15 protein-coding genes are annotated in these 22,740 nt (G+C 71.0%); 11 read left to right on the top strand and 4 right to left on the bottom strand.

What is annotated here, in order from left to right; translation table 11 throughout:
- The 5 genes from ACIQOV_RS00880 to ACIQOV_RS00900 form a co-directional block, all read left to right on the top strand.
- Positions 1-1,255 (top strand): AAA family ATPase (locus ACIQOV_RS00880; RefSeq protein WP_401043357.1); only part of this gene is annotated, 1,255 nt, incomplete at its 5' end.
- 75 nt (positions 1,256-1,330) lie between these two features.
- Entirely contained in the window at positions 1,331-2,845 is a 1,515-nt protein-coding gene (locus tag ACIQOV_RS00885) for a TIGR02677 family protein (protein ID WP_401043358.1), read from the top strand.
- Complete coding sequence (locus ACIQOV_RS00890; RefSeq protein ID WP_401043360.1) at positions 2,842-4,056, top strand: TIGR02678 family protein; 1,215 nt, start codon at positions 2,842-2,844, stop codon at positions 4,054-4,056. Before ACIQOV_RS00885 ends, ACIQOV_RS00890 begins: the two co-directional genes overlap by 4 nt.
- Before the next feature lie 16 nt (positions 4,057-4,072).
- Positions 4,073-8,170, top strand: coding sequence for a TIGR02680 family protein (locus tag ACIQOV_RS00895; RefSeq protein WP_401043362.1), 4,098 nt, complete (start codon positions 4,073-4,075; stop codon positions 8,168-8,170).
- Complete coding sequence (locus tag ACIQOV_RS00900; protein ID WP_401043364.1) at positions 8,167-9,393, top strand: TIGR02679 family protein; 1,227 nt, start codon at positions 8,167-8,169, stop codon at positions 9,391-9,393. Before ACIQOV_RS00895 ends, ACIQOV_RS00900 begins: the two co-directional genes overlap by 4 nt.
- A gap of 206 nt (positions 9,394-9,599) precedes the next feature.
- Here ACIQOV_RS00900 and ACIQOV_RS00905 read toward each other — a convergent pair whose 3' ends face one another.
- Positions 9,600-10,952, bottom strand: a complete 1,353-nt coding sequence (locus ACIQOV_RS00905) for a chloride channel protein (RefSeq protein WP_401043367.1) — start codon at positions 10,950-10,952, stop codon at positions 9,600-9,602.
- Between the two features lie 263 nt (positions 10,953-11,215).
- Here ACIQOV_RS00905 and ACIQOV_RS00910 point away from each other — a divergent pair, with 263 nt between their 5' ends.
- The 4 genes from ACIQOV_RS00910 to ACIQOV_RS00925 are packed head-to-tail and all read left to right on the top strand — an operon-like array spanning position 11,216 to position 15,942.
- Positions 11,216-12,055, top strand: coding sequence for an SDR family oxidoreductase (locus tag ACIQOV_RS00910; RefSeq protein ID WP_401043370.1), 840 nt, complete (start codon positions 11,216-11,218; stop codon positions 12,053-12,055).
- Between the two features lie 7 nt (positions 12,056-12,062).
- Positions 12,063-13,385 carry an NAD(P)/FAD-dependent oxidoreductase gene (locus ACIQOV_RS00915; RefSeq protein ID WP_401043373.1) on the top strand — a complete coding sequence of 441 codons (1,323 nt, stop codon included), beginning with the start codon at positions 12,063-12,065 and terminating at the stop codon, positions 13,383-13,385.
- Between the two features lie 35 nt (positions 13,386-13,420).
- Positions 13,421-14,902, top strand: coding sequence for a cytochrome ubiquinol oxidase subunit I (locus ACIQOV_RS00920; protein ID WP_401043376.1), 1,482 nt, complete (start codon positions 13,421-13,423; stop codon positions 14,900-14,902).
- Positions 14,899-15,942, top strand: a complete 1,044-nt coding sequence (locus ACIQOV_RS00925) for a cytochrome d ubiquinol oxidase subunit II (RefSeq protein WP_401043377.1) — start codon at positions 14,899-14,901, stop codon at positions 15,940-15,942. The genes ACIQOV_RS00920 and ACIQOV_RS00925 overlap by 4 nt, the downstream gene beginning before the upstream one ends.
- A 54-nt stretch (positions 15,943-15,996) precedes the next feature.
- On the opposite strand, the gene ACIQOV_RS00930 is transcribed toward ACIQOV_RS00925, so the two are convergent.
- From ACIQOV_RS00930 to ACIQOV_RS00940, 3 genes are read right to left on the bottom strand one after another with little or no spacing between them, the layout of a single operon-like run.
- A complete protein-coding gene (locus tag ACIQOV_RS00930; protein ID WP_401043378.1) occupies positions 15,997-17,577 on the bottom strand; it encodes a GMC oxidoreductase in 1,581 nt (526 codons plus the stop codon).
- A gap of 31 nt (positions 17,578-17,608) precedes the next feature.
- A complete protein-coding gene (locus tag ACIQOV_RS00935) occupies positions 17,609-18,556 on the bottom strand; it encodes a cyclase family protein (protein WP_401043379.1) in 948 nt (315 codons plus the stop codon).
- Between the two features lie 6 nt (positions 18,557-18,562).
- Entirely contained in the window at positions 18,563-20,383 is a 1,821-nt protein-coding gene (locus ACIQOV_RS00940) for a glycoside hydrolase family 15 protein (protein ID WP_401043381.1), read from the bottom strand.
- Between the two features lie 320 nt (positions 20,384-20,703).
- Here ACIQOV_RS00940 and ACIQOV_RS00945 point away from each other — a divergent pair, with 320 nt between their 5' ends.
- Positions 20,704-21,645, top strand: a complete 942-nt coding sequence (locus ACIQOV_RS00945; protein ID WP_401043384.1) for a DUF389 domain-containing protein — start codon at positions 20,704-20,706, stop codon at positions 21,643-21,645.
- 331 nt (positions 21,646-21,976) lie between these two features.
- Positions 21,977-22,740: aldose epimerase (locus ACIQOV_RS00950; protein WP_401043387.1), on the top strand; the 764-nt coding region annotated here is incomplete at its 3' end.

The raw sequence follows: 22,740 nt of genomic DNA on the forward strand, positions 1-22,740 counted from the left end.
GGGCGTGGTGGTGGACTCCCCTCCCGGCGCCGGCAAGTCCACCCTGGTGAAGCGCGCCGCCGGGCACCTCACCGGCGCCGGCCACCAGGTGATGATCGTCGCGCAGACCAACGAGCAGGTCGACGACCTGGTGGACAACATCGCGCGGGAGTACCCGGAACTGCCGGTGGGCCGCCTGCACGCGAAGGACTTCGCCCTGCCGGAGCGCGTGAGCCGGCATCCCAACGTCTCCGGCGACACCGGGATCGACACCTTGCGTCAACTGCCGGTCGTGGTCTCGACTGCCGCCAAGTGGCGGCACGTGGACGCGGAGAAGTCCGGGACCTGGCGGTGGGCGATCATCGACGAGGCCTACCAGATGCGTTCGGACGCCCTGCTCGCGGCGGCGCCGCTGTTCGACGCGCCTGACTCCCAGGTGCTGTTCGTGGGGGACCCCGGTCAGCTCGACCCGTTCGCGACCGTGGACACCGACCGGTGGCAGGGCCTCAGCTGGGATCCGCTGCGCAACGCCGTCGATGTCACGCTCGCCCACGAGCCCGACCTGCCGCGGCACCAACTGCCGATCTCCTGGCGGCTTCCCGAGATGGCCGCGCCCCTGGTGGCGGAGGCCTTCTACCCCTACTACCCCTTCGAGTCGGGCACCACGGCGAGCGACCGCGTGCTGACCTACGGGAGCGTGCCCCATCGGGCGACGTCGCAGGACCCGGTGCTCGCCCAGGCCGCCGACTCCGGCTGGGGCTACCTCGAACTCCCGGGGCGTCACACCCTCGACCACGATCCCCAGATGGCCGAGGCGCTCGCCGTGACGGCATCCCGCCTGCTCGAACGAGGCGCGCTGGTCAACGGTGAACCGTTGGTGCAGGCCCGGATCGCCATCGGCGCGGCGCGGACCATCCAGGTGGACGCGGTGCGGGCCAGGCTGACGGAACGAGGCCTCACCGAGATCACCGTGGACACCGCCAACCGGCTCCAGGGCCGGGAGTTCGACGTGACCCTGGTCTGGCACCCGCTCTCCGGCCGCCCGGACGCCTCCGCCTTCCACATGGAGACCGGCCGGCTGTGCGTCCTGCTCTCCCGGCACCGGTTCGCCTGCATCGTGGTGGCCCGCGCCGGGATCACCGACCTCCTCGACCGGCACCCCCGAAGCAGCCCGATCCACCTGGACGTCCCGCCCAAGTTCCCGGATGGCTGGCGTGCCCACCAGGTGGTCATGACGCACCTGGAGCGCCCCGAGCATCGGACCAGGCTGCATTAGGAGCCGGTCGAGGTCGAGCGTCGGTGTGTCACCAGGGTCAGGGAAGGGGAGCCGTTGCGCAGGGTGCCGCCGGAGATGTTCCGGTTCACGACGGGGGAGAAGGCCGAACTCTACGGTGCGATCCTCCAGGCCTTCGGAGCGGCCAACGAGCGGTTGGAGACCGCTCTCGGGCTGGAGGAGGTCCGCACCCGGCTGCGGACCGTCGGCTGGCTCAACGCGGTCCATGACGACGACCTCCAGGAGGCGCTGCGCAAGCTCAGGGAGTGGCAGCTGCTGGATGTCGTCCAGAACCACGCGGAGAACTACCGCACCGCCGAGGAATACGAGCGCCGCAACCTCCAGTACTCGCTGACCCGGCGCGGTGAGGCCGCGTTCGCCGGGGTCGAGCACGCCCTGTCCGTGCTCGCCTCGACGGGGGCGCTCCAGACGGCGGTGCTGGAGGCGATCACGGACCGGCTCGACGAGCTGTACGGGCTGCTGGGCGACTCCACGTCCTCGGACCGTCGGGTCTTCACCACGCTGCAGGAGCTGGAGGGCCACCTGGAGGCGCTGCTGGCCAACACCAAGGCGTTCAACGGCGAGTTGCAGCGCCTGCTGCGCGCCGAGGGCGTGGACCTGGCGACCTTCCGGGAGGTGAAGGCCGCGACGGTGGCCTATCTCCAGGAGTTCCTCGTCAACCTCGACCAGCGGGGTCAGGCGGTGGCCTCCGCCGTTGAGCGCGTCGAGCAGTGCGGAGTGAGCCTGCTGCACGCGCGGGCGCTACGGGGCGCCGAGCTGCCGCCGGTCGCCGACGGCGATCCCGCGCCGGCCTGGCTGGAGCGGCGCCGGGCGCGCTGGGAGGGGCTGCAGGCCTGGTTCCGGCCGGCCGACGGGGCGCGGCCCCGCGTGGAGCAGCTGCACGACGTGGCGCGGCGGGCGATCGTGACGCTCCTGCAGGTCCTTGACCGGATCACCGAGTCACGGCGCCGCTCCTCCAGTGCCGTCCAGGACTTCCGGGAGCTGGCCCGCTGGTTCGCCGCGGCGCCCGGCGAGGACGACCTGCACCGCCTGTGGTCGGCCGCCTTCGGCCTCGGTCCGGCCCGTCACGCCCATCTCGCCCACCCGGACCCGGAGTTGGTCCCCTCATCGGGCAGCTGGGCCGAGGCTCCGCCGGTGGAGGTGTCGGCCCTGCTGCGCACCAGCGGCCGCACCGAGCGGTTCACCCGTACCGGGAAGGTGCGCGACATCGGCGGGATCAAGACGGCCCGGGCCGAGCGGGCCCGGAAGGAGCGGGCCGAACTCGAAGCCGCCTGGGACGTCCTGGCCACTGACGGTCCGGTGCGGCTCTCCGGCTTCGGCACGCTGGACCACGCCGCCTTCGAGCGGCTTCTCGACCTCCTTGGCCGGGCGCTTGCCGCACGACCGGACGGCAGCGGTACGCGCCGGGCGGTCACCTCCGACGGCCGGGTCGAGATTCTCCTCCGGCCGCCGCCCGACGGTGGGCGGGCCGTCCTGCGGACACCTCGGGGGAAGCTGGAGGGACCTGACCACCTGGTGGAGATCCACAGCGCCGGCAGCACACGGGAGCCCGCCGGGCGGGAGGCAGGATGAGCACCCTTGCGAACCAACTGGTCCTGGCCGAGCGGCAGGACGTCGCCCGAGGCATCAGGCTGCTCCTCGGCCGGCCGCTGATCACCGAACGCGGAGACCCGTCCGCCTTCGAGGTGATCCGCCGTCGGCAGGACCCGTTGACGAAGTGGTTCGACTACCACTGCGGTTGGCAGCTGGTGGTGGAGCCGCGTCTGGGGTACGCGCGCCTGCTCAAGATCCGGACCGTCCCCGACGCCTCGCGCCCCGCCCGTCGACTGCGGTCCGGCAAGGCCCCGTTCGACCGCCGCCGCTACACCCTGCTGTGCGTCGTCGCGGCCGAGCTGCTCCCGGTCCCGGTGACGACGGTCGGCCTGCTCGCCGACCGGGTCGTCCAGGCCTGTGCCACCGACGAGGCGCTGCCGCCCTTCGACACGGCGAGCAAGCCCGAGCGCATGGCCTTCGTGGACGTCCTCAAGCTGCTGGAGGCGTACGGCGCACTCCTCACCGTGGACGGCCTCACGGAGAGCTTCGTCGACTCGGCGAAGGCCAAGGTCCTCTACCGGGTGGATGCCACCGTACTGATGCGTCTCCTCGCCGCACCCGTCGGGCCGTCCCGGCTGGCCGTGTCGGCGGAGGACGTACCGCTGCGCTTCGAGGAACTCCTGCGGGGCACGGTACGCGAGAGCCGGTACGGTGGCGCCGACGCCTCCGATGCGCAGCGCAACCTCCGGCTGCGGCACGCGGTGCTGCGTCGGCTCTTCGACGATCCCGTCCTCCACCACGACGAGCTCGGCGCCGACGAACTGGCCTACCTCACCTCGCCGACCGGGCGGCAGATCGTCCGGCGCGCCGCCGAGCAGGGCGGTTTCGTGCTGGAGGAACGGGCCGACGGCCTGCTGCTCGTGGACCCGGACGGGATCGCCACCGACAGCCGCTTCCCGGACGACTCCGCGACGGCCCGTGTGGCCGCCCTGCTCCTGCTCGAACCGTTGACAGCCGCTCCGGACGGGCTGACACCGGAACAGCTCGCGGTCGAGGCGAACGAACTCCTGCGGCGCTTCCCGCAGTGGGCGAAGACCTACCAGTCGGAGGACGGCGCCCAGCGCCTCACGGCCGACGCCGTGCGCATCCTCGGCGACTTCGGCCTGGCCCGCCGGGTCGGCGACCGCACCGTCCCCCGGCCCGCGGCGTTCCGGTACCGGACCACCGTGCCCGACGGTCCCGCAACCTGACCAGGGAAGACTTCCGATGACCGTGACACAGTTCCCGCAGCGCTCCGCGTTCCCGACGGCGGCCGCAGCCATGCGGTGGCAGCCTTCCAGGGCCGGCATCCTCAATGTCTGGCGCTACTACGACGAGGTCTTCACCTTCCACGAGGGCCGACTGCTCCTGCGGGGGCAGAACGGAACCGGTAAGTCGAAGGCGCTGGAGGTGCTCCTGCCCTTCCTGCTCGACGCCAGCCTGCGACCCAACCGGCTGTCCACCTTCGGTGGATCCGAGCGCACCATGCACTGGAATCTGATGGGCGAGGGCGCCTCGGGCAAGACCCGCGTCGGGTACGTGTGGCTGGAGTTCGTCCGCGACGACGGAGAAGACGACGGCGGTCCCGGCTGGTTCACCTGCGGCGCCAGACTCCAGGCCAGCGTGCACACCACCGGTGTCACCGTCGACTACTTCACCACCGGCGCGCGGATCGACCGCCCCGGCGGTCTCTCCCTGGTCAACGACGCGGGCCAGCCGCTCACCCGCGCCGCGCTGGCCGAAGCCCTGCAAGGCCGGGGCGAGCTGCACGGATCACCGACCGACTACCGCAACACGGTCCGGAGCACGCTCTTCTCCGGGCTGAGCGAGCAGCGCTACGACGCCCTGATCACCGCGCTGCTCCAGCTCCGCACCCCCAAGCTCTCGGAGCGCCTGGATCCGTCGCTGCTGTCCTCCCTGCTCTCGCGGGCCCTGCCCCCGCTCGGCCAGGGCGAGATCACCGAACTGGCCGAGGGCTTCGAACGCCTCGACCGCCAGCGCGAACACCTGAAGGCCCTGGACGACGAGGTGGCCGCGGCCACCGCCGTCGCGAACCAGCAACGTGGCTACGCCCAGCGCGTCCTGCGCGCCGGGGCGGCGGCGCTCATCTCCGCGACGACCGAGATGGACAACCTCGCTCGCATCGCCAGGGAGAGCGGGGAGGCGCACGCGGAGGCCGTGCGTGAGCGCGACGGGAACAAGCGGGCGCAGCAGGAGCTCGAACACGGACGGCAGGAGACCGAGGGCGCCATCGAGGGGCTGCTCGACTCCGAGGCCTACCGGCAGGGGCAGGAGCTCGACCAGCTCCGTCGCAGGAGCGACCAGGCCGCCCGGGCCGCGGCCCGGGCCCGCACCGCCGCCGACCGGAGGGTTCGGGCGGCCGACGAGGACGCGGGGCGTGCCGACGATGCGCGGCTGCGTTCCGAGCAGCGGGCCGAACACACCCGGGCCGCCCGGGAGGAGGCGCGGGGCGCGGCGCGGCGAGCAGCCATGGAGTCCGTCTGCGCCGAGGTGCAGACGGTGCTCGGTGCCGCACCTGGTCCGTCCGGGGAAACAGAGGAGCAGGGGCGTACGGCGCGCCGCCTGCTGCGCGGTGCGGTCGTCTCGCGGCACCGCCAGATCGGCGAGGTCCGCGCCGCCGTGGAGCGCCATGAGCGTTCCCTCGCGGACCGGACGACGGCGGAGCAGCACCTCGACTCGGCGCGCGAACGGCTGGCCGGGGCGACCGCGAAGCGCGAGGGGAACGCCCACGCCTACGAGGTCGCCGTCGACGCCCATGCCGCCCTGTTGCGCCGTTGGGCGACGGACGACTGCGCGGAGCTGTCGATCGACGACGCCGAGGAGCTCGCGTCCCGTGCCGCCGTCGAGACCGACGTCCTCGTGCTGGTCGAAGCCGCCGCCCGGGCGGCGGAGAGTTCCATCACCGCCGACGAGACGACCGCCCGCGCCGGCCGGGACGACGCCCGTGCCCGGCGTGACCGGGTCGTCGGGGAACTGGAACGCACCGCGGCAGCGGTCGATCTCCCGCCGGTTCCACCGCGGACCCGCACGGCCGACCGGTCGGTCCTGCCGGGGGCACCACTGTGGCGACTGCTGGCGTTCCGGCCGGACGTGCCGCCCGCCGATCAGGCAGGCATCGAAGCGGCCCTGGAAGCGGCCGGCCTGATCGACGCCTGGATGGCTCCCGACGGCGGCCTCGTCGTCACCGGACACGACACCCTGGCCGACCCGGCAGCGGCCGTGCCCGCACCGGGTCCCTCGCTGCTCGACGTCCTCTCTCCCGAACCCGACGGCCCGGTGCCGCCGAGCCGGGTGCAGCGGCTGCTCGCAGGCATCGCCTACGGTCCCACGCTCCCGACGGGCCACCCGGCCGCCGTGGCGGCCGACGGAAGCTGGCGGCTGGCGACGGCGGTCGGTTCCTGGACCAAGGAGGAGTCCAGCCACATCGGCGCCGCGGCCCGGGAACGCGCCAGGCAGCGGCGGATCGCGGACCTCACCGCCGAACTGGCCGAGGCCGACACCACCGTCACCGGGTACGAGACGCGACTGCGTTCCCTCGCCGACCGCCGGACGCGCCTCGGAGCCGACCTCCGCTCCCGGCCGCACCACCGGGAAGTGGAGCAGGCCAAGCGCGTCTGGGAACGGTCCGAGTCCGAGGTGGGCGCGCGCGAGGACGCCGTACGCGAGGCCGTCGAACGGCTCGCGCGACAGGAGGAGGCGGTCGCGGACGCGCTACGCGCGCTCGCCGTCGCCTCGGCCGAGCACGCCCTGCCGACCGAACGCGCCGCCCTGGACACGACCGCCACGGCCGTCGACGCGCTGCGTGAACAGGCCGACGTCTGGCTCGACGCCCACCTGGCCTGGACGGCCGCCCAGCACGCCTGGAACTCCGCGCGCAGCCGCGCCGAGGCGTCCAGGGGCGCGGCAGCCGAGAGCCTGGAGGAGGCCGAGACCGTCGAGGCCGCTGCCCGCGGGCTCCGATCCACGCTCCGGGCGGTCGAGAGCACCGTCGGCGAGGACTACCGCCAAGTGGCCGCCCGCATCAGTGACTTCCGGACGTCCCTCGACCGGATCCGCCGCGACATCGAATCCGGAACCCAGGCACTTCTCACGCTCGAAGGCCGCATCGGTGCACTGGGTGCCACCACGACCCAGGACGAGGCCCTGCACGAGAGGGCCGTGGTGGCCCGGAACGAGGCAGCCCGCAGCTTCCGGCACCTGTGCGTCCTCGGATTCCCCGAGGACGCGGGCCTCGGCCTCGTCCTCACCTCCGTGGACGGCACTCGCGCGACTCTCGAAGCCGCACGCGAGACCGCTGCGGCATGGCCCAACCTGCCGCACGGCACCAGGAACCTCGGCGACTCCCTGAACCGCCTCTCCGAGGCCGTCCACCGAGCCCGCCAGAGCCTCAGCAGCCGTGCCGACCTCGAACTCGAAGCCGAGGAGGACATCCACGTCCTCACCGCCACCATCGACGGCATCCGCGTCGGCGCGACCAGCCTCCTCGCCATCCTCACCGGCGACCGTGACCGCAGCCAGGACGACATCACCGCCGCCGAACGGAGCCTCTTCGACCGAACCCTCACCGGCGACACCCGCCGCCACCTCGCTTCCCGGATCCGCCAGGCCGGTGAACTCGTCGAGCGGATGAACGGCCACCTCGAACGGGTCCGCACCGCCTCACGGGTGGCGGTCCGTCTGGTGTGGCAGATCCACCCCGACCTGCCCGCCGGCACCCGGACGGCCCGTGAACTGCTGCTCAAGGACCCGGCCCGGATCACCGAAGCCGACCGCGAGGCCCTGCACGCCTTCTTCCGGGGCCGTATCGAGGAGGCCAAGACCCGTAACACGGCGGCCACTTGGGAGGAGCAGCTCGCAGAGGTCCTCGACTACACGGCCTGGCACCAGTTCGTCGTCAAACTGGACCGCGCCAACGGCGCCGGGTGGCAACTGCTCACCAAGAAGCTCCACGGCGCACTGTCGGGCGGGGAGAAGGCCATCGCACTCCACCTGCCGCTCTTCGCCGCCGTGGCCGCTCACTACGAGGCGGTGCCGGAGTCCCCGCGGCTGATCCTGCTCGACGAGGTCTTCGTCGGCGTCGACACCGTCAACCGCGGGCAGGTCTTCGCCCTCCTCGCGGCGCTCGACCTCGACCTGGTGCTCACCTCCGACCACGAGTGGTGCACCTACCGGGAGCTCTCCGGGATCGCCGTTCACCAGCTGATCACCGGAGGCGACGGCGACGATGCCGTCACCAGCGCCCGCTTCACCTGGACGGGTGCCGACCTGCTGCCCGACGAAGCCGCCGTGGACGGATCGGCATGACGGGCCGCCATCCCCTCGATCTCCCCGAACTCAGGCCCCTCTGGTCGGCCGTCCACGATCGCCTGTCGACCGGCCGCCCCGTAAGCCGGGTGCGGTCGGGACCGCTCGACGACGCCGGTCGGGAGGCGTTGGCCGACCTCCTCGGACTGGACCGGCTCCCTGGCGTCGAACCGACGATCCCGCTTGCCGGACTCGACCACGCCGTGCTGGAGGTCTGCGGCCGGACCGTCCGGGACGTGGTGGCCGCGATCCTCGGCCCGGTCCACGACCGGGCTGCCGAGCGCGAACGCAAGACGGGCCAACGCGAAGCCTTGTGGGGGTGGCTGGCCGGCCACGACGTGGTCACCGCCCAGCCCGTTCTGCTGGAGTGGGTCGGCCACCTGCGGACCAACGGCCTCGTAGACGGCTCACCCGACCGGACCCGAGGCCTGCTGACCGCCGCGCTGACCGTCCTTCACGCACTCCCGGCCGACGGCGAGCCACTACCGGCCCTCGCCGCCCGCCTCCTCGACGGCGACTCCCACGCCCTCGACGACGGGACACGGCTGTCCTCGATCGTCCTGCGTGCACTGGCGGTGCTGTACGGCACCGACATGCCCGACGCCGCAGAGGGGCGACGCGCACTCTGGAGCCGAGCCGGCGTGGCCGACGACGAACTGTCCGCCACCGTGCTCGCCGTCGGACTGCGGCCCGCGGGGGAAGGCCCGGTCGCCAGGATCTCCCGCATCTGCGCCGAAGCCGGTCAACCGGCCGGCTTCACCCTGGCCCAACTGCGCTCAGCCGGCGAATTCGCCGGTCCCGCAGGACCGGTGCACGTCACCGAGAACCCCAGTGTGCTCGCCCTCGCCCTACGGCGTTTCGGCCGGCGGTGCCCGCCGCTCGTCTGCACCTCCGGCTGGCCCAACACCGCCGTGATCCGCCTGCTGCGCCGACTCGTCGACGACGGCGCCTCCCTGCGCTACCACGGCGACTTCGACGGCGAGGGCATCCGCATCGCGGCTCACGTCATGGCCAAGGCCGGAGCCGTTCCCTGGCGGATGACAGCCGAGGACTACCGGGCCGCCGTGCCCCGGGTTCCCTCGGGCCCCGATCCGGGGCGCCTCACGCCCGCCCCGTGGGACCGGGCGCTCGTCGACTCCATGGCCGACCTGCGCACCGCGGTGGTCGAGGAGGTGGTCGCCGACCTCCTCCTTGATGACTTGACAGGTCACCGACACGGATAGAATGACACCCTGTTCGACGGGCCGAGGGCTACCACCGGCGGTTCGGCCTGGTCCACGTCGACTGTTGGTCTGACCTGACTGAAGGTTCCATACGTCATTTCCCTGAGTGGGAGTCCTCCGCGAAGGAGTGCGCCCGGTCGGCGCAGGTGGGGCACTGGTGGGTCGCGGGTGGTCCGGTCCCGTGCGGACCAGTCCTGCCGTGAGGCTCAGACGGGGTGCGGGGTGCCGGACGCCGGTCGTGACGTCTCCGGCCGGGCGAGCCTGGATGACGTGACATGGCAGACCACGACCGCCACGATCACCAGCGGCATGGCGGTGACGCCGTCGGACCCCAGCAGCAGGGTCGCCAGTAGGACGGAGGTCATCGGCAGCCTGAGCATGACGACCGACATCGCGCCCATGCCCATGGCGGCGGAGGAGATGACGGGCAGCCCGGGCAGGTGGGAGAGCGCGATCCCTGCCGTGGCACCCAGGAACAGCGCTGGGAAGATCGGTCCTCCCCGGAATGCCGCCAATGACACACCGTAGGCGAGCCACTTGCACACGAGCAGCAGTGTCAGTGCTCCCACCGAGTAGCTCGTACTGTGGAGCAGCAGTTGGGGCAGCGCGGACTGACCCGAGAACAGGACGTCGGATGGCGGCTTCCCCACGCCCTCGGCGTACGCGATGGCGAGCCCCGCCACGGCGAGGCCGGCCACCGGCGTGAGCAGCAACCGTCTGTGGTTGACGCGCGGCTGGAGGAAGAGCGCGAGGCGCCGGACTCCCGTGCCGGCGAACGCCGCCGCCACCCCGATGGCGAGAGCCCAGCCGAACTGGGCGATGTTCGGATGGTTCACTGCGGGAAGGCTGGGAATCGTCAGCGTGCCCGCCCCGACCCCGGTCCAGGCGCCGAGCCCGATGAAGACGAGATACCCGACTCCGGAGGCCAGCAGACCGGGCAGCAGTACGATCCCCAGCGTCGGGCCGCCGAGTCCTGACGCCTCCATCAGCAGGAACGCTCCGAGCAGGGGCGAGCCCAGCAGGGCGCTGATGGCCGCGAAGCTTCCCGCGGCGCCGACCACGGCCTGGGTCCTGGCATCGACGTCCGGCTTGATCAGCCGGACGACGTACACGGCCAGGCCTCCGCCGAGCGCGATCAGGGGCGCCTCGGGCCCGATCACCGCGCCGAAGCCGAGCGACGCCAGCGCTGCGAGAAGGATCCCGGGCAGTTCGGCGGCCGCAGCGGCGCCCGCGGTCTTGAGCCCCTCGGCCGGCTGGTGGCCGCCGTTGCCGGGCAGGTACTGGACGGTCAGTGCCACCAGAAGTCCTGCCAGCCCCATCAGGGGCAGCGGCCACCAGGGCGGTGCCCCGTGGAATCCCAGTCCGTTCGGGAGGTCGGTGTAGAGCGCCTTCTGGAGCTGGTCGACGGCCTGGAGGAAGCCGTACGCGCCCGCCGACAGGAGCACGCCGAGGACGGCCGAGATGACCAGGAGCGCCAGGTAGCCCTTGGTCCGCAGGGGGCCGAATGGGTCGGCGGGCGGCGCCGCCGCAGGATCGCCCGTGGGCTCGTCCGATGACATCAAGTCGCTTTCCCGGCACTACCTACTGTGCCGACTCTCGGTCGATGCTGACAGCAGAAGGTCCGACTCCTCCGCGCTTTGCTGAAGTCGGGACCGTCAAGGGTCATTCGAGCCGACATCTCCGGATCGTGCGGCGCTTTCTAGCCCGATTGCGTGGCGCCCACTACCGAACGGGTGAGCACTGCGCGGCGCTTCGGGCTTGTCGTGCCTGATGGTGCTTCTCTCGCCGGGAAGTGCGGAGCCTGGAAGAGCAAGGAGAAGTCGTGGCAGGCAGTGTCGGTGAGAATCGTGGGGCGATCCACTCGCAGCTCCTGGCTGGGCAGAAGGCCCTGGTGACCGGTGCCAACTCGGGCATCGGCAAGGCGACGGCGATTGCTCTCGGCCGGGCCGGCGCTGACGTCGTCGTCAACTACGTCGTCGGCGCGGACGAGGCCGAGAAGGTGGTCGCGGAGATCGAGGCCTTCGGGGTCCGTGCCTACGCGCACGAGGCCGACGTGTCCGACGAGGAGCAGGTCGTCAAGATGGTCTCGGGCATGGTCGACGAGCTGGGCACCATCGACATCATGGTCGCCAACGCGGGCCTGCAGCGGGACGCTCCCGTCACGGAGATGACACTGGCCCAGTGGCACAAGGTCATCGACGTCAACCTCACCGGCCAGTTCCTCTGCGCCCGGGAGGCGGCCAAGGAGTTCCTGCGGCGTGGCGTCGTCCCGGAGGTGTCCCGCGCCGCCGGAAAGATCATCTGCATGAGCTCGGTCCACCAGATCATTCCCTGGTCGGGGCACGTGAACTACGCCTCCTCCAAGGGCGGCGTCGGCATGATGATGCAGACGCTCGCCCAAGAACTGGCGCCCAAGAAGATCCGGGTGAACGCGGTCGCCCCCGGCGCCATCCGCACCCCCATCAACAAGGACGCCTGGGACACCCCCGAGGCCGAGGCCGACCTCCTCCGGCTGATCCCCTACCGCCGCGTCGGTGACCCGGACGACATCGCCAACGCCGTCGTGGCAGTGGCCTCCGACCTGCTCGACTACGTGGTGGGCACGACGCTCTACGTGGACGGCGGAATGACGCTCTTCCCCGGCTTCGCCACCGGCGGCTGACACCGCGATGGAGGACCACATCACGCCCCGCCGGGTGGTGATCCTCGGCGGGGGATTCGCCGGGTTGTTCGCCGCCCGGGCGCTGCGCCGGTCGCCCGTCGCCGTGACCCTCGTCGACCGCTGCGCCCACCACCTCTTCCAGCCGCTGCTGTACCAGTGCGCCTCGGGGATCCTCTCCGAGGGGCAGATCGCCCAGCCGCTGCGCGCCGTCCTGCGCCGTCACCACAACGTCCGCTGCCTGCTGGCCGAGGCCACGGACGTCGACGTGGACGATCGTCTGGTTCACGCGCGGCGGCCGGACGGTGCGATGATCAGCCTCCCCTACGACGATCTGATCGTGGCGGCGGGTGTGCGCCAGTCCTACTTCGGCCATGACGAGTTCGCCGAGCACGCCCCGGGGATGAAGACCCTGGACGACGCGCTGGACATCCGCCGGCGGCTCTTTCGCGCGTTCGAGATGGCCGAGTCGGCCACGGACGCCCGGGAGCGGCAGGAGTGGCTCACCTTCGCGCTCGTCGGGGCCGGGCCGACCGGAGTCGAACTCGCCGGGCAGATCCGCGAGATCGCCGGCCACACGCTCGAAAGGCAGTTCCGCACGATCGAGCCCGGGCAGGCGCGGGTGCTGCTCCTCGAGGGGGCCGACTCCGTGCTGGCCGCGTTCGGGCCGACCCTGGCCCGCCGCGCGGCCCGGACGCTGAAGGGTCTCGGGGTCGAGCTCCACATGGGAGCGATGGTCACCGGCGTGGACGAGCGCGGCCTGACGGCGCGTGACCGTGCCGGCCGGATCACCCGGATCGACGCGCGCACCGTGCTGTGGACGGCCGGCGTGGAGGCGCCACCGCTTGCCGGGGTGCTGGCCCGGGCGACCGGCGCCGAGCAGGACCGGGCCGGCCGGATCCTCGTCGAGCCCGACCTCACGATCGCCGGCCACCCGGAGATCCGCGTCGTGGGCGACCTGATGAGTCTGAACAGGCTGCCGGGCCTGGCCGAGGTCGCGATGCAGTCGGGTGCCTACACGGGCCGCGCGATCCGCCACGCCGTGGAAGGCCGGACCAAACAGCCGAAGCCCTTCAGATACCTGGACCTCGGCAGCGCCGCCTACATCTCCCGGGGCCGGGCGGTCGTCAAGGTCGGACGGCTGAACGTGTCAGGGGTCACGGGCTGGCTGGCCTGGTTGTTCATCCACATCGCCTTCCTCACCGGCTTCCGCAGCAGGCTCGGAGCGCTGCTCACCTGGTTGATCGTGTTCGCCTCCGGGTCCCGCCGCGAGCGCGCTTTCACCTCCGCCGGAACCCGCGCTCCGACCGACCCGGCCCCGCCAGCTCACTGACCCAGCGCCACACGGATCGAGCCATCGAGGCACACATGCACAGCACCACACTTCTTCTCGCGAACACCCCACCCCAGACGTTGCCCGCGCGCGAGCTGATGGCCTTCACCCTGGGCTCCCACATCCTCCTGGTCCCGTTCGGGGTCGCGCTGCCCTTCATCACGCTCCTGATGCACTATCGCGGGCTGCGCAAGGGTGACGCCGTGGCCCTGAAGCTGGCCCGGCGCTGGTCGGCGGTGATGGCCGTGCAGTTCGCCATCGGGATCGTCACCGGCACTGTCCTCTCCTTCGAGTTCGGACTGCTGTGGCCGAGGATGATGGGCCGCTGGGGGGACGTGTTCGGTCTCGGATTCGGCGTCGAGGCCTGGGCGTTCTTCCTGGAAGCCGTCCTCATCGCGATCTACCTGTACGGCTGGCGCAGGCTCAGGCCCTGGACGCACTTCTGGCTCGGCGCGCCGCTGCCGCTGGCCGCGCTGCTGGGAGCCTTCGGCATCATCGCGGCGAACTCCTGGATGAACACCCCGCAGGGCTTCACCCTCGACGCCCAGGGCAACCCGGTCGATGTCACCGTGCGGCAGGCGATCTTCACACCGATCTTCGGCCCGCAGTACTGGCACTTCGCGGTGGCGATGTTCCTGACCGCCGGCTACGTGGTCGCCGGGGTCTACGCGGTCGGCTGGCTGCGCGGACGCCGCGACCGGTACCACAAGCTCGGCTTCACCGTGCCGTTCACCGTCGCCGCGATCCTCACCCCGGTCCAGTTCTTCCTGGGCGACAATCTCGCCCGGCAGGTCTTCCACAAACAGCCGGTCAAGTTCGCCGCCGCCGAGATCGTCTGGAACACCGACACCCACGTGCCGGAGTACCTGTTCGGTCGCCTCAACGAGGACGGAACGATCTCCGGCGGCATCAAGATCCCCCAACTCGACTCCATCCTGGCCGGATTCAAGCCCAGCACCCAGGTCACCGGCCTGACCTCGGTGGCCGCCGACGACCGCCCCACCGCCACTCAGGCGACCATCGTCCACTGGGCCTTCGACATCATGGCGACCATCGGCAGCCTGCTGATCCTGCTCGCCCTCTGGTACGCGTGGTGCTGGTGGCGCCGCCGTGATCTCCCCCGATCCCGGTGGTTCTTCCGCTGCGCCGCCGTCGCCGGGGCCGCCAGTCTGCTGACCGTCGAGTGCGGCTGGATCACCACCGAGGTCGGCCGCCAACCCTGGATCGTCTACTTCAACATGCGGGTCTCCGACGCGGTCACCGCCACCCGCGTGAGTTCACTGTGGACGATGTTCGGCATCGTGGTGGCCGTGTACGTGCTCATTTTCGGCGCCTTCCTCGCCGTGCTGCTGAAGATGCGCACCCGCTGGCGGATCGCCGACGAGAGCCCGGCCGGGCAGGCCGGCGCGCTCGGTCCGGAGGCCGGCACTCCGTACGGCCCAAGGGAAGCGACCATGGCAGCCACCGGAGCCGCGCCGGATCCCGGTACGCCGCGGTCACCTGGTGGCACGTCATGATGGCCGACGCGATGTCCTGGGTCCTGGTGCTGGCAGTCGCCGCCTACGCCTGCGCCGGGGGCACCGACTACGGCGCCGGGTTCTGGGACCTGCTGGCCGGGGGAGCCGAGCGCGGCGAGCGCCCCCGCTGGCTGATCGACCATGCCATGGCACCCGTCTGGGAGGCCAACAACGTCTGGCTGATCTTCGTCTTCATCATCATTTGGACCGGCTTCCCCACGATGTTCCAGGCCGTGTTCGGCGCCATGTGGCTGCCGCTGGCCCTGGCCGCCATCGGCCTGGTCCTGCGCGGCGCAGGCTTCGCCCTGCGCAAGCCGACCCGGCGCCTGGCCGGACGGCGGATCTACGGCGCGGTCTTCGCGGTCTCCTCACTGCTCACCCCCTTCTTCTTCGGCGTGGTCATCGGCGGCATCGCCTCCGGCCGGGTCGCACCCGGGACCACGGCCTCCTCCGACGCCTGGGCCAATCCCACCTCCATCGTCACCGGGCTGCTCACCGTCGCGGCCACCGCGTACCTCGGCGCCGTCTTCCTCACCGCGGACGCGCGCCGCTTCGGAGCCGACGACCTGGTCCGGTACTTCCGGCTCCGAGCGCTCTGCAGCCTCGGAGCCATCGTGGTGCTGGCGGTCATCGGCATCCCCGTCACCCACCACGACGCCGCGTACGTCTGGCACGGCCTCACCCATGGAGCCGGGTTGGCGCTCGTGATCCTCGCCGCCCTCGCCGCCGCCCTCACCGCACTGCTGCTCGCGCGGCGGGAGTACCGCTGGTGCCGTTACACCTCGGTGGCCGGCGTCGCCCTGACCGTGGCCGCCTGGGGCCTCGCCCAGCGCCCGTACCTGCTGCCCACCTCGTTGACGGTGGCACAGGCCGCGGGAGCCGCCCACACGTTGCGCTGGTTGGCAATCGTCACGGTGATCGCGGTCGTGGTGGTCGGGCCGGCCCTCGTCCTGCTCTACCGTCTCGACACGCTCGGCGACCTGGAGCCCCTCACCGACTCCGATACGCGAGGGGCTCGGGCACCGGGTGACAACCGCTAGCCCGACCGGGCAGCCCTCCGGTTCGACCGCTGTCCGGTGCGGACCAGAGGGCGTTCAGCGCAGCCGGTCGATCAGATGGTCGCCGACCCGCAGGGCGTTGGCGATGGCGGTCAGCGACGGGTTCACCGCGCCGATGCTCGGGAAGAAGGCGGTGTCGACGACGTAGAGGTTGTCCAGGTCGTGCGCTTTGCAGTTGACGTCCAGGGCCGAGCTCTTCGGGTCGTCGCCGAACCTCACGGTGCCGGCCTGGTGGGCGGTGGCCCCGATCGGCATTCCCTTGTGCAGGTAGATGCTGTGGTCGAGCAGGCGGTGCTCGTGCATGCCCAGCTGCCCGAGCATGCCCTGCAGCTTGTGCTGCAGCTTCTTCAGCCCGGTCGTGTTGTTCTTCTCGTCGATCGACAGGTGGACGTTCCCGTCGCCGTCGAGGGTGACGCGGCTGTCGGGCAGCGGCAGGTCCTCACCGCACAGCCAGAAGTCGACCGCATGGTGCGCGAGCACCTCGAACGGCATGTCCGGCGAGAGCTTGCCGGCCCACCGCGGCGCCTCACCGTGGATCTGCTCGGCGTCCGACTTGCCGAGCATCTGGATGCCGCCGAGCGGGTAGTCGAAGTCGTCCGAGCCGAGGTACCAGTCGTTGAGCGCCAGGGTCTTCTGGAACTGGGTGGGGTTGGGTTCCTTCGAGACCGCCATCAGGGCCAGGTTGTTGTGCCGCATGTAGTGGCGTCCCACCACGTCCGAGCTGTTGGCCAGCCCGTTCGGGTGCCGGTCGTTGGCCGAACGCAGGAGCAGGGCGGCGGAGTTCACTGCTCCGCAGGCGACGACCACGATGTCGGCGCCGAACCCCGTCGCCGAGCCGTCCGCGAGTTCCACGACCACGCCGGTGACGGTGCGTCCGGTCGGATCGGTCTCCAGGCGGCGCACATTGGCGCCCGTGATCATGGAGACGTTGTCGTGCTTCAGCGCTGGATCGACGCAGATCACCTGGGCATCGGCCTTGCCGTTCACCAGGCAGGGGAAGCCGTCGACCCGGTTGCAGCGGATGCAGACGCTGTCGTGGGTCGCCCGCCCGTTCTCCTTCTGCGTGAGGTTCACGCCGATCGGCAGATGGAAGGGATGCAGCCCCTGCTTCTCCAGGTCGTCGCTGAGCTGCTGGATGCGCGGCTCGTGCTCCACCGGCGGGTAGGCGTACGGCGCGCCGGCCGGGCCCTCCGTGGGGTCCTCGCCGTGCTTGCCGTGCACCAGGTAGAGGTGCTCGGCCTGGGTGTAGTAGGGCTCCAGGTCCTCGTAGCGGATGGGCCAGGCGGGCGAGATGCCGTCGTGGTGGCGCAGCTCGCCGAAGTCCTGGGGGCGCAGCCGGAAGAGCGCGGCGCCGTAGAACTTGGTGTTGCCACCGACGTAGTAGTTGACCTCCGGGGTGAATTCGTGGCCGTGCCGGTCGTACCAGGTCTCCTGCGCCAGGTACTTGCCCTGCACGAACACCTTGGTGGAGTTCCAGTTGTCGATCTCGCGAGGCAGGTAGTCCCCGCGCTCCAGGATCAGCACCCGCTTGCCGGAGGGCGCCAGCCGGTGGGCGAGCGTGCCGCCGCCCGCGCCGGTGCCGATGATGATGACGTCGTAGTGTTGGGTGTCGGCCACGATGGGCTCCCGTTCTCGAAGTGTTCGCACGTCACAGGATCGCGATGGGATTGACGGGTGATCCGGTGGCGCCGGGAAGCCGGAGCGGGGCGATCACGCAGAGGAACGACCAGCGGTCCTGCTCCTCGCAGATCGGCACCAGATCCTCGAACTGCAGGTAGTCCAGCAGGTGCAGTCCCATGGCGTGGATGCCGAGAACGTGCACCGGGAAGGTCACACCCTCCGTGGTGCTGGGAGCGGTGTCGTTGTTGCCGTCGCTGCCGAGCACCGCGACCTGCCGGTCCGCCAGGAACTCCATCGCGGTGGGGTGAAGCCCGGCGCGAGCCCCGGTCGCGTTCCACGGCCCGAGTTCGCGGTGACGGCGGCGATGGCCGACCCGCACGAAGAGCAGGTCCCCTCTCGTGACCCGCAGATGCTGCGCGGTCTCGGCGGCGGCCAGTTCCTCTCCGGTCACGTGGTCGCCGGGTTCGAGCCACGGCACGCCGCGCAGACGGGGGATGTCGAGCAGCACGCCGCGGCCGACGATTCCGTCCCGCGCCACGTCGATGGACAGCTTCCTCGCCCCGGTCACAGTCAGGCTGCTCGCGGCCACGCCGTTGTGCAGTGTGCCGTCGTAGACGACGTGGCACAGGGCGTCGAGGTGGCCGTCGGCGTCGCCGTGCACGTTCATGGCGAAGCGGTCCGCAGCGAACTGCAGGCCGTTCGCCTCGATGTCGCCGTCGACGACGCCGGTCATCTGGTGCTCGCACGGCTCGGGGTTGCCGGGGCGCGCCCGGGTTTCCAGGACGGCGGAGAGCGTGACGGTGCGACCTGATCGGACCTCACCGGCGGCTGCCAGCACCTGCGTCGGTGTGAGGGTGTCCAGTGCGCCGCGGTCGGCGGTGCCTCGTACGGCCTCGCGTCGCACGCGCTGGTAGAGCGCGCGGAACTCGGCCGAACTCAGCGGTGGTGGGTCGGCGGATCCTGTGTGCGTCGCCATGGATGCTCAGCGGGTCTGTTCGCGGTCGAGTGCTTCGTCGAGGGTGGTGGCGGCCATGATCAGCGATAGGTGGGTGAACGCCTGCGGGAAGTTGCCCAGTTGCTCCCCGCTCGGCCCGACCTCCTCGGCGAAGAGACCGACGTGGTTGGCGTAGGTCTGCATCTTCTCGAAGGCGTAGCGCCCCTGTTCGGTCCGGCCGGCCCGGGCCATCGCATCGACGTAGAGGAAGGTGCAGAGGCTGAACGTGCCCTCGGAGCCTCGCAGACCGTCGGGTGAGGCGGCCGGGTCGTAGCGGTAGACGAGGCTGTCGGAGACGAGTTTGCGGTCGATGGCGTCCAGCGTGGACAGCCAGCCCGGGCCCCTGGGAGCGAGGAAGCGGACCCGGGGGATGAGCAGCAAGGACGCGTCCAGGACGTCCCCGTCGTAGTGCTGGACGAGAGCCTGCTCCTTGTCGCTCCACCCGCGGGTCATCACCTGTTCGAGGATGTCGTTGCGGGCGGTGGTCCAGCGCGCGAGGTCGGCGGGCCTGCTGAACTCGGTGGCCAGACGCAGCCCGGCGTCGAAGGCGGCCCAGCACATCACCCGGCTGTAGGTGAAGTCCTTGCGTCCGCCACGGGTCTCCCAGATGCCCTCGTCGGGACGGTCCCAGGAGTCGGCGAGCCAGTCCAGGGTGGCGGCGAGCGCCTTCCACCCGTGATAGCCCGTCTGTTGGCCCACCGTGCCGCCCTCGGCCAGGGCGTAGAGCGCCTCGCCGTAGATGTCGAGCTGCAGCTGGTCCATGGCGGCGTTGCCGGCCCGGACCGGGGCCGAGCCGCGGTAGCCCTCGAAGTGGTCGAGGATCACTTCGGGGATGTCGGGATCGCCGTCGACCCGGTACATGATCTGCAGACGCTCGCCGTCGGAGCCCGCTCGTTCGGCCAGGCGATCGCGCAGCCAGTGGGTGAACCGGGTGGCCTCCTCGACGAATCCGAGGTCGAGCAGTGCTCGAACGGACAGTGAGCCGTCACGGACCCAGGTGTAGCGGTAGTCCCAGTTGCGCTCGCCGCCGACCTGCTCGGGAAGGCCCATGGTCGCCGCGGCGACCGGGGCGCCCGTGGGGTGGTAGGTGAGCAGTTTGAGCGTGATGGCGGAGCGGTTCACCATGTTCGGCCATCGGCCGCGGTAGGTGGAGGTGTGTAGCCAGTCCTGCCAGAAGTTGCCGATGTCGAAGAGCTGGTCGTTGAGCTCCTCCACGGTGATCGGTGCGGGCGGGGCCCCGTCCGGGCCGCAGACGGTGAAGGCGGCACCCGCCAGCTGCCCGGCGTTCAGCGTGACCTCTCCGCGTACGTCGTCCCCGTTGCGTTCCACGGGGAAGGTACTCTGCAGGTATCCGGCGAGTTCCGGAGCACGGAACACCGCGGTCCCGCCCTGGAGATCGAGTTCGTGAGTGGCGCGGCCGTAGTCGAACCGCGGTCGGCAGTCCAGGACGAACCGCACGGTGCCGCGCACCGCGCGCACGACGCGAATCAGCGTGTGCCGGTCGGTGGGCTTGCCCGTCCGGTCGGGCGGCATGCAGTCGATGACCTCGCCGACCCCGTCGGGGGACATGAACCGGGTCACCAGGACGGCCGTGTCGGGGTAGTAGAGCTGCTTGCACGTGACCTCCGCTTCTTCCGGGGCGAAGAGGAAGTAGCCGCCCCGGTCGTGGTCGAGCAGGGCGGCGAAGATGCTGGGTGAGTCGAAGCGAGGAGCTGCGAACCAGTCGACGACCCCTTGCGACGAGACCAGCGCGGCGGTCTGCAGGTCGCCCACCAGACCGTGGTCGGCGATAGGCGGGTAGCGGTCCATGGTGTCTCCGCAATCTCGGGAGGATCCCCTGCGTTCCACTATCCGACCAGCCGCGCGCACGCGCTCCACGTCAGGTGCCGATGACTCCCGGAATCCGCTGTGACCAGGAAGGACGCGTCTGCCCGCCTGGTACTCCAGATGGAGCAGTCACGCGCCTGCCCGGCGTCGGCAGGCGGGACCGGGACAGGCCGCGGCCCGGACCGCCCGGAGGCGGTACCGGCCGGGCCGCTCGACTTGCCGACGATCGTTCCCCCGGCGCTACTGGCCTCGGGCGGTACGCACGCGCCGCCACCGCACTTCCCCGGCTGCGGAGGGGCTACATGGAGATGGTCCATCTCCGGCTGGTGACTCCGCCGGACGTCACCGACGAGACGGTCGACATGCTGACCGGCGACCGCTACGTCTTCAACCTGGTCGTGCTCGCGGGTACGGCACGTCACCCGGACGGCGACGCCATCGAGTGCGACGTGCTGGCAGGTGCGGCGAACGAGGTCCTGCGCAACCTCCGTGAGCTGGAGGTCGACCGGCGTGGCTCGGTCGTGATCGAGTCGGTCGACATGGCGTTCTCCGGACTCGCGGAGGAGGCGGAGACACACCAGCTCGGGGCGCTCGCGCATGCACCGGTGTGGGAGGCGGTCGAGGCGCGTATCCGGGCCGAGGGGACCTACCTGCCGAGCTTCTACGTCTATCTGATCATCGCTGGACTCATCGGCTCGGTGGGAATCATCACCAACTCCCAGATCCTGATCGTCGCGGCCATGGTCGTGGGACCCGAGTACGGCGCCATCACCAGCGTGGCGCTGGGCATGGACCGGAGGAACGGGCCGCGGATTCGGCAAGGGCTGTTAGCGTTGCTCGTCGGCTTCTCGCTGGCCGTGGTCTTCACGCTCCTGTTCTCGTTACTGGTCCGGGGTCTGGGAATTCAGCCGAAGGCGTTCACGCTGGGCGTCAGGCCGGTCTCCGACCTGATCAACACGCCGAACTTCTTCTCCTTGGCCGTCGCCGTGCTCGCCGGCATGGTCGGGATCATGTCGCTGACCCAGGCCAGGACGAGCGCCCTGCTCGGCGTGTTCATCTCGGTCACCACGGTCCCGGCGGCCGCTGACATCGGCGTGTCCTGTGCCTTCGCGAGCTGGAGCGAGGCGCGTGGCTCACTGCTGCAGCTTCTGCTCAACATCGTCGTGCTGATCGCGGTGGGTGTCCTCACGCTCAGGTTCCAACGCGCGATCTGGCGGCGGATCAGTCTTCGAAACAGCCGCTGACACCTGGCCTTGGCTCGCCCGGATCACGCGGTGGACGGATGAACAGATCGCAAGCGGCGCGTCGGCCGCAGTGGCCGGCTCGGCGCTGGAGCGATCGTACCGGGACCATCTGCGGGACGGACTCACCGGACGGCTGATGAGGACGCCCACCGCGCCGGGAATCGTCTCAAAGGGCGAACCCACCGAGCTCTTCCGGAGGTGGGATCGTGTCTCGCTTGATTTGGACCCTGTGCGCCCGCACCCTGCCGATCGAGGGGCCTGCACTCGTCGGGCCGCCACGGCGCCCGGGTCCGTGGGTTGTGCCCACCCTCAGGCAGCGCGAGGAGGCCGCGTGCGCGAGAGCCGGACCGGACGACAGCTGACGCTGCGCCATGGGAGCCACTCCGTGGTCGTCGTCGAACTGGGCGGTGCCCTCCGGCACTACGCGATCGGCGGGCGTCCGGTGCTCGACGGCTTCGCTGCCGACGACCGGATCACGGGAGGACGCGGCCAACTCCTGGTGCCGTGGCCGAACCGGGTCAGGGGCGGCCGCTACCGATGGCACGGACAGGACCTGCAACTGCCGCTGACCGAGCCGGTGAACGGCAACGCGATCCACGGTCTGCTCCGCTGGACCTCGTGGCAGGTGCTGGAGGAGGCGGACAGCCGAGCCGTGCTGGAAGTCACGCTGTGGCCGCAGCCGGGCTATCCCTTCCACCTGCGGGTCCGAGCCGAGTACGTCCTTGGCGACGAGGGCCTGGAGGTGGCCGTGACCGCGCTGAACCAGGGCACGAGCGTCGCACCGTACGGCGTGGGCCAGCATCCCTACCTCACCGTCGGCACGGCCACGGTCGACGACGCGGTGCTGACCGTTCCGGCGCGGAGTTGGGTCCGTACCGATGACCTGGGCCTGCCCGTGGCCACCGAACCGGTCGCGGGCACGCCGTACGACTTCCGCACACCGAGGGCGATCGGCGCCCAGCACCTGGACACCCCGTTCAGCGATCTCGACCGGGACGCCCGTGGTCGTGCCGTGGTACGCCTGGCCCACCCGTCGGGGGAACACGGTACGGATGTCTGGCTCGGCGAGGGGGCGGACTTCCTGCAGGTGTACAC

Source organism: Kitasatospora sp. NPDC091257 (genome assembly GCF_044757675.1).
Classification (GTDB): domain Bacteria; phylum Actinomycetota; class Actinomycetes; order Streptomycetales; family Streptomycetaceae; genus Kitasatospora; species Kitasatospora lactacystinica.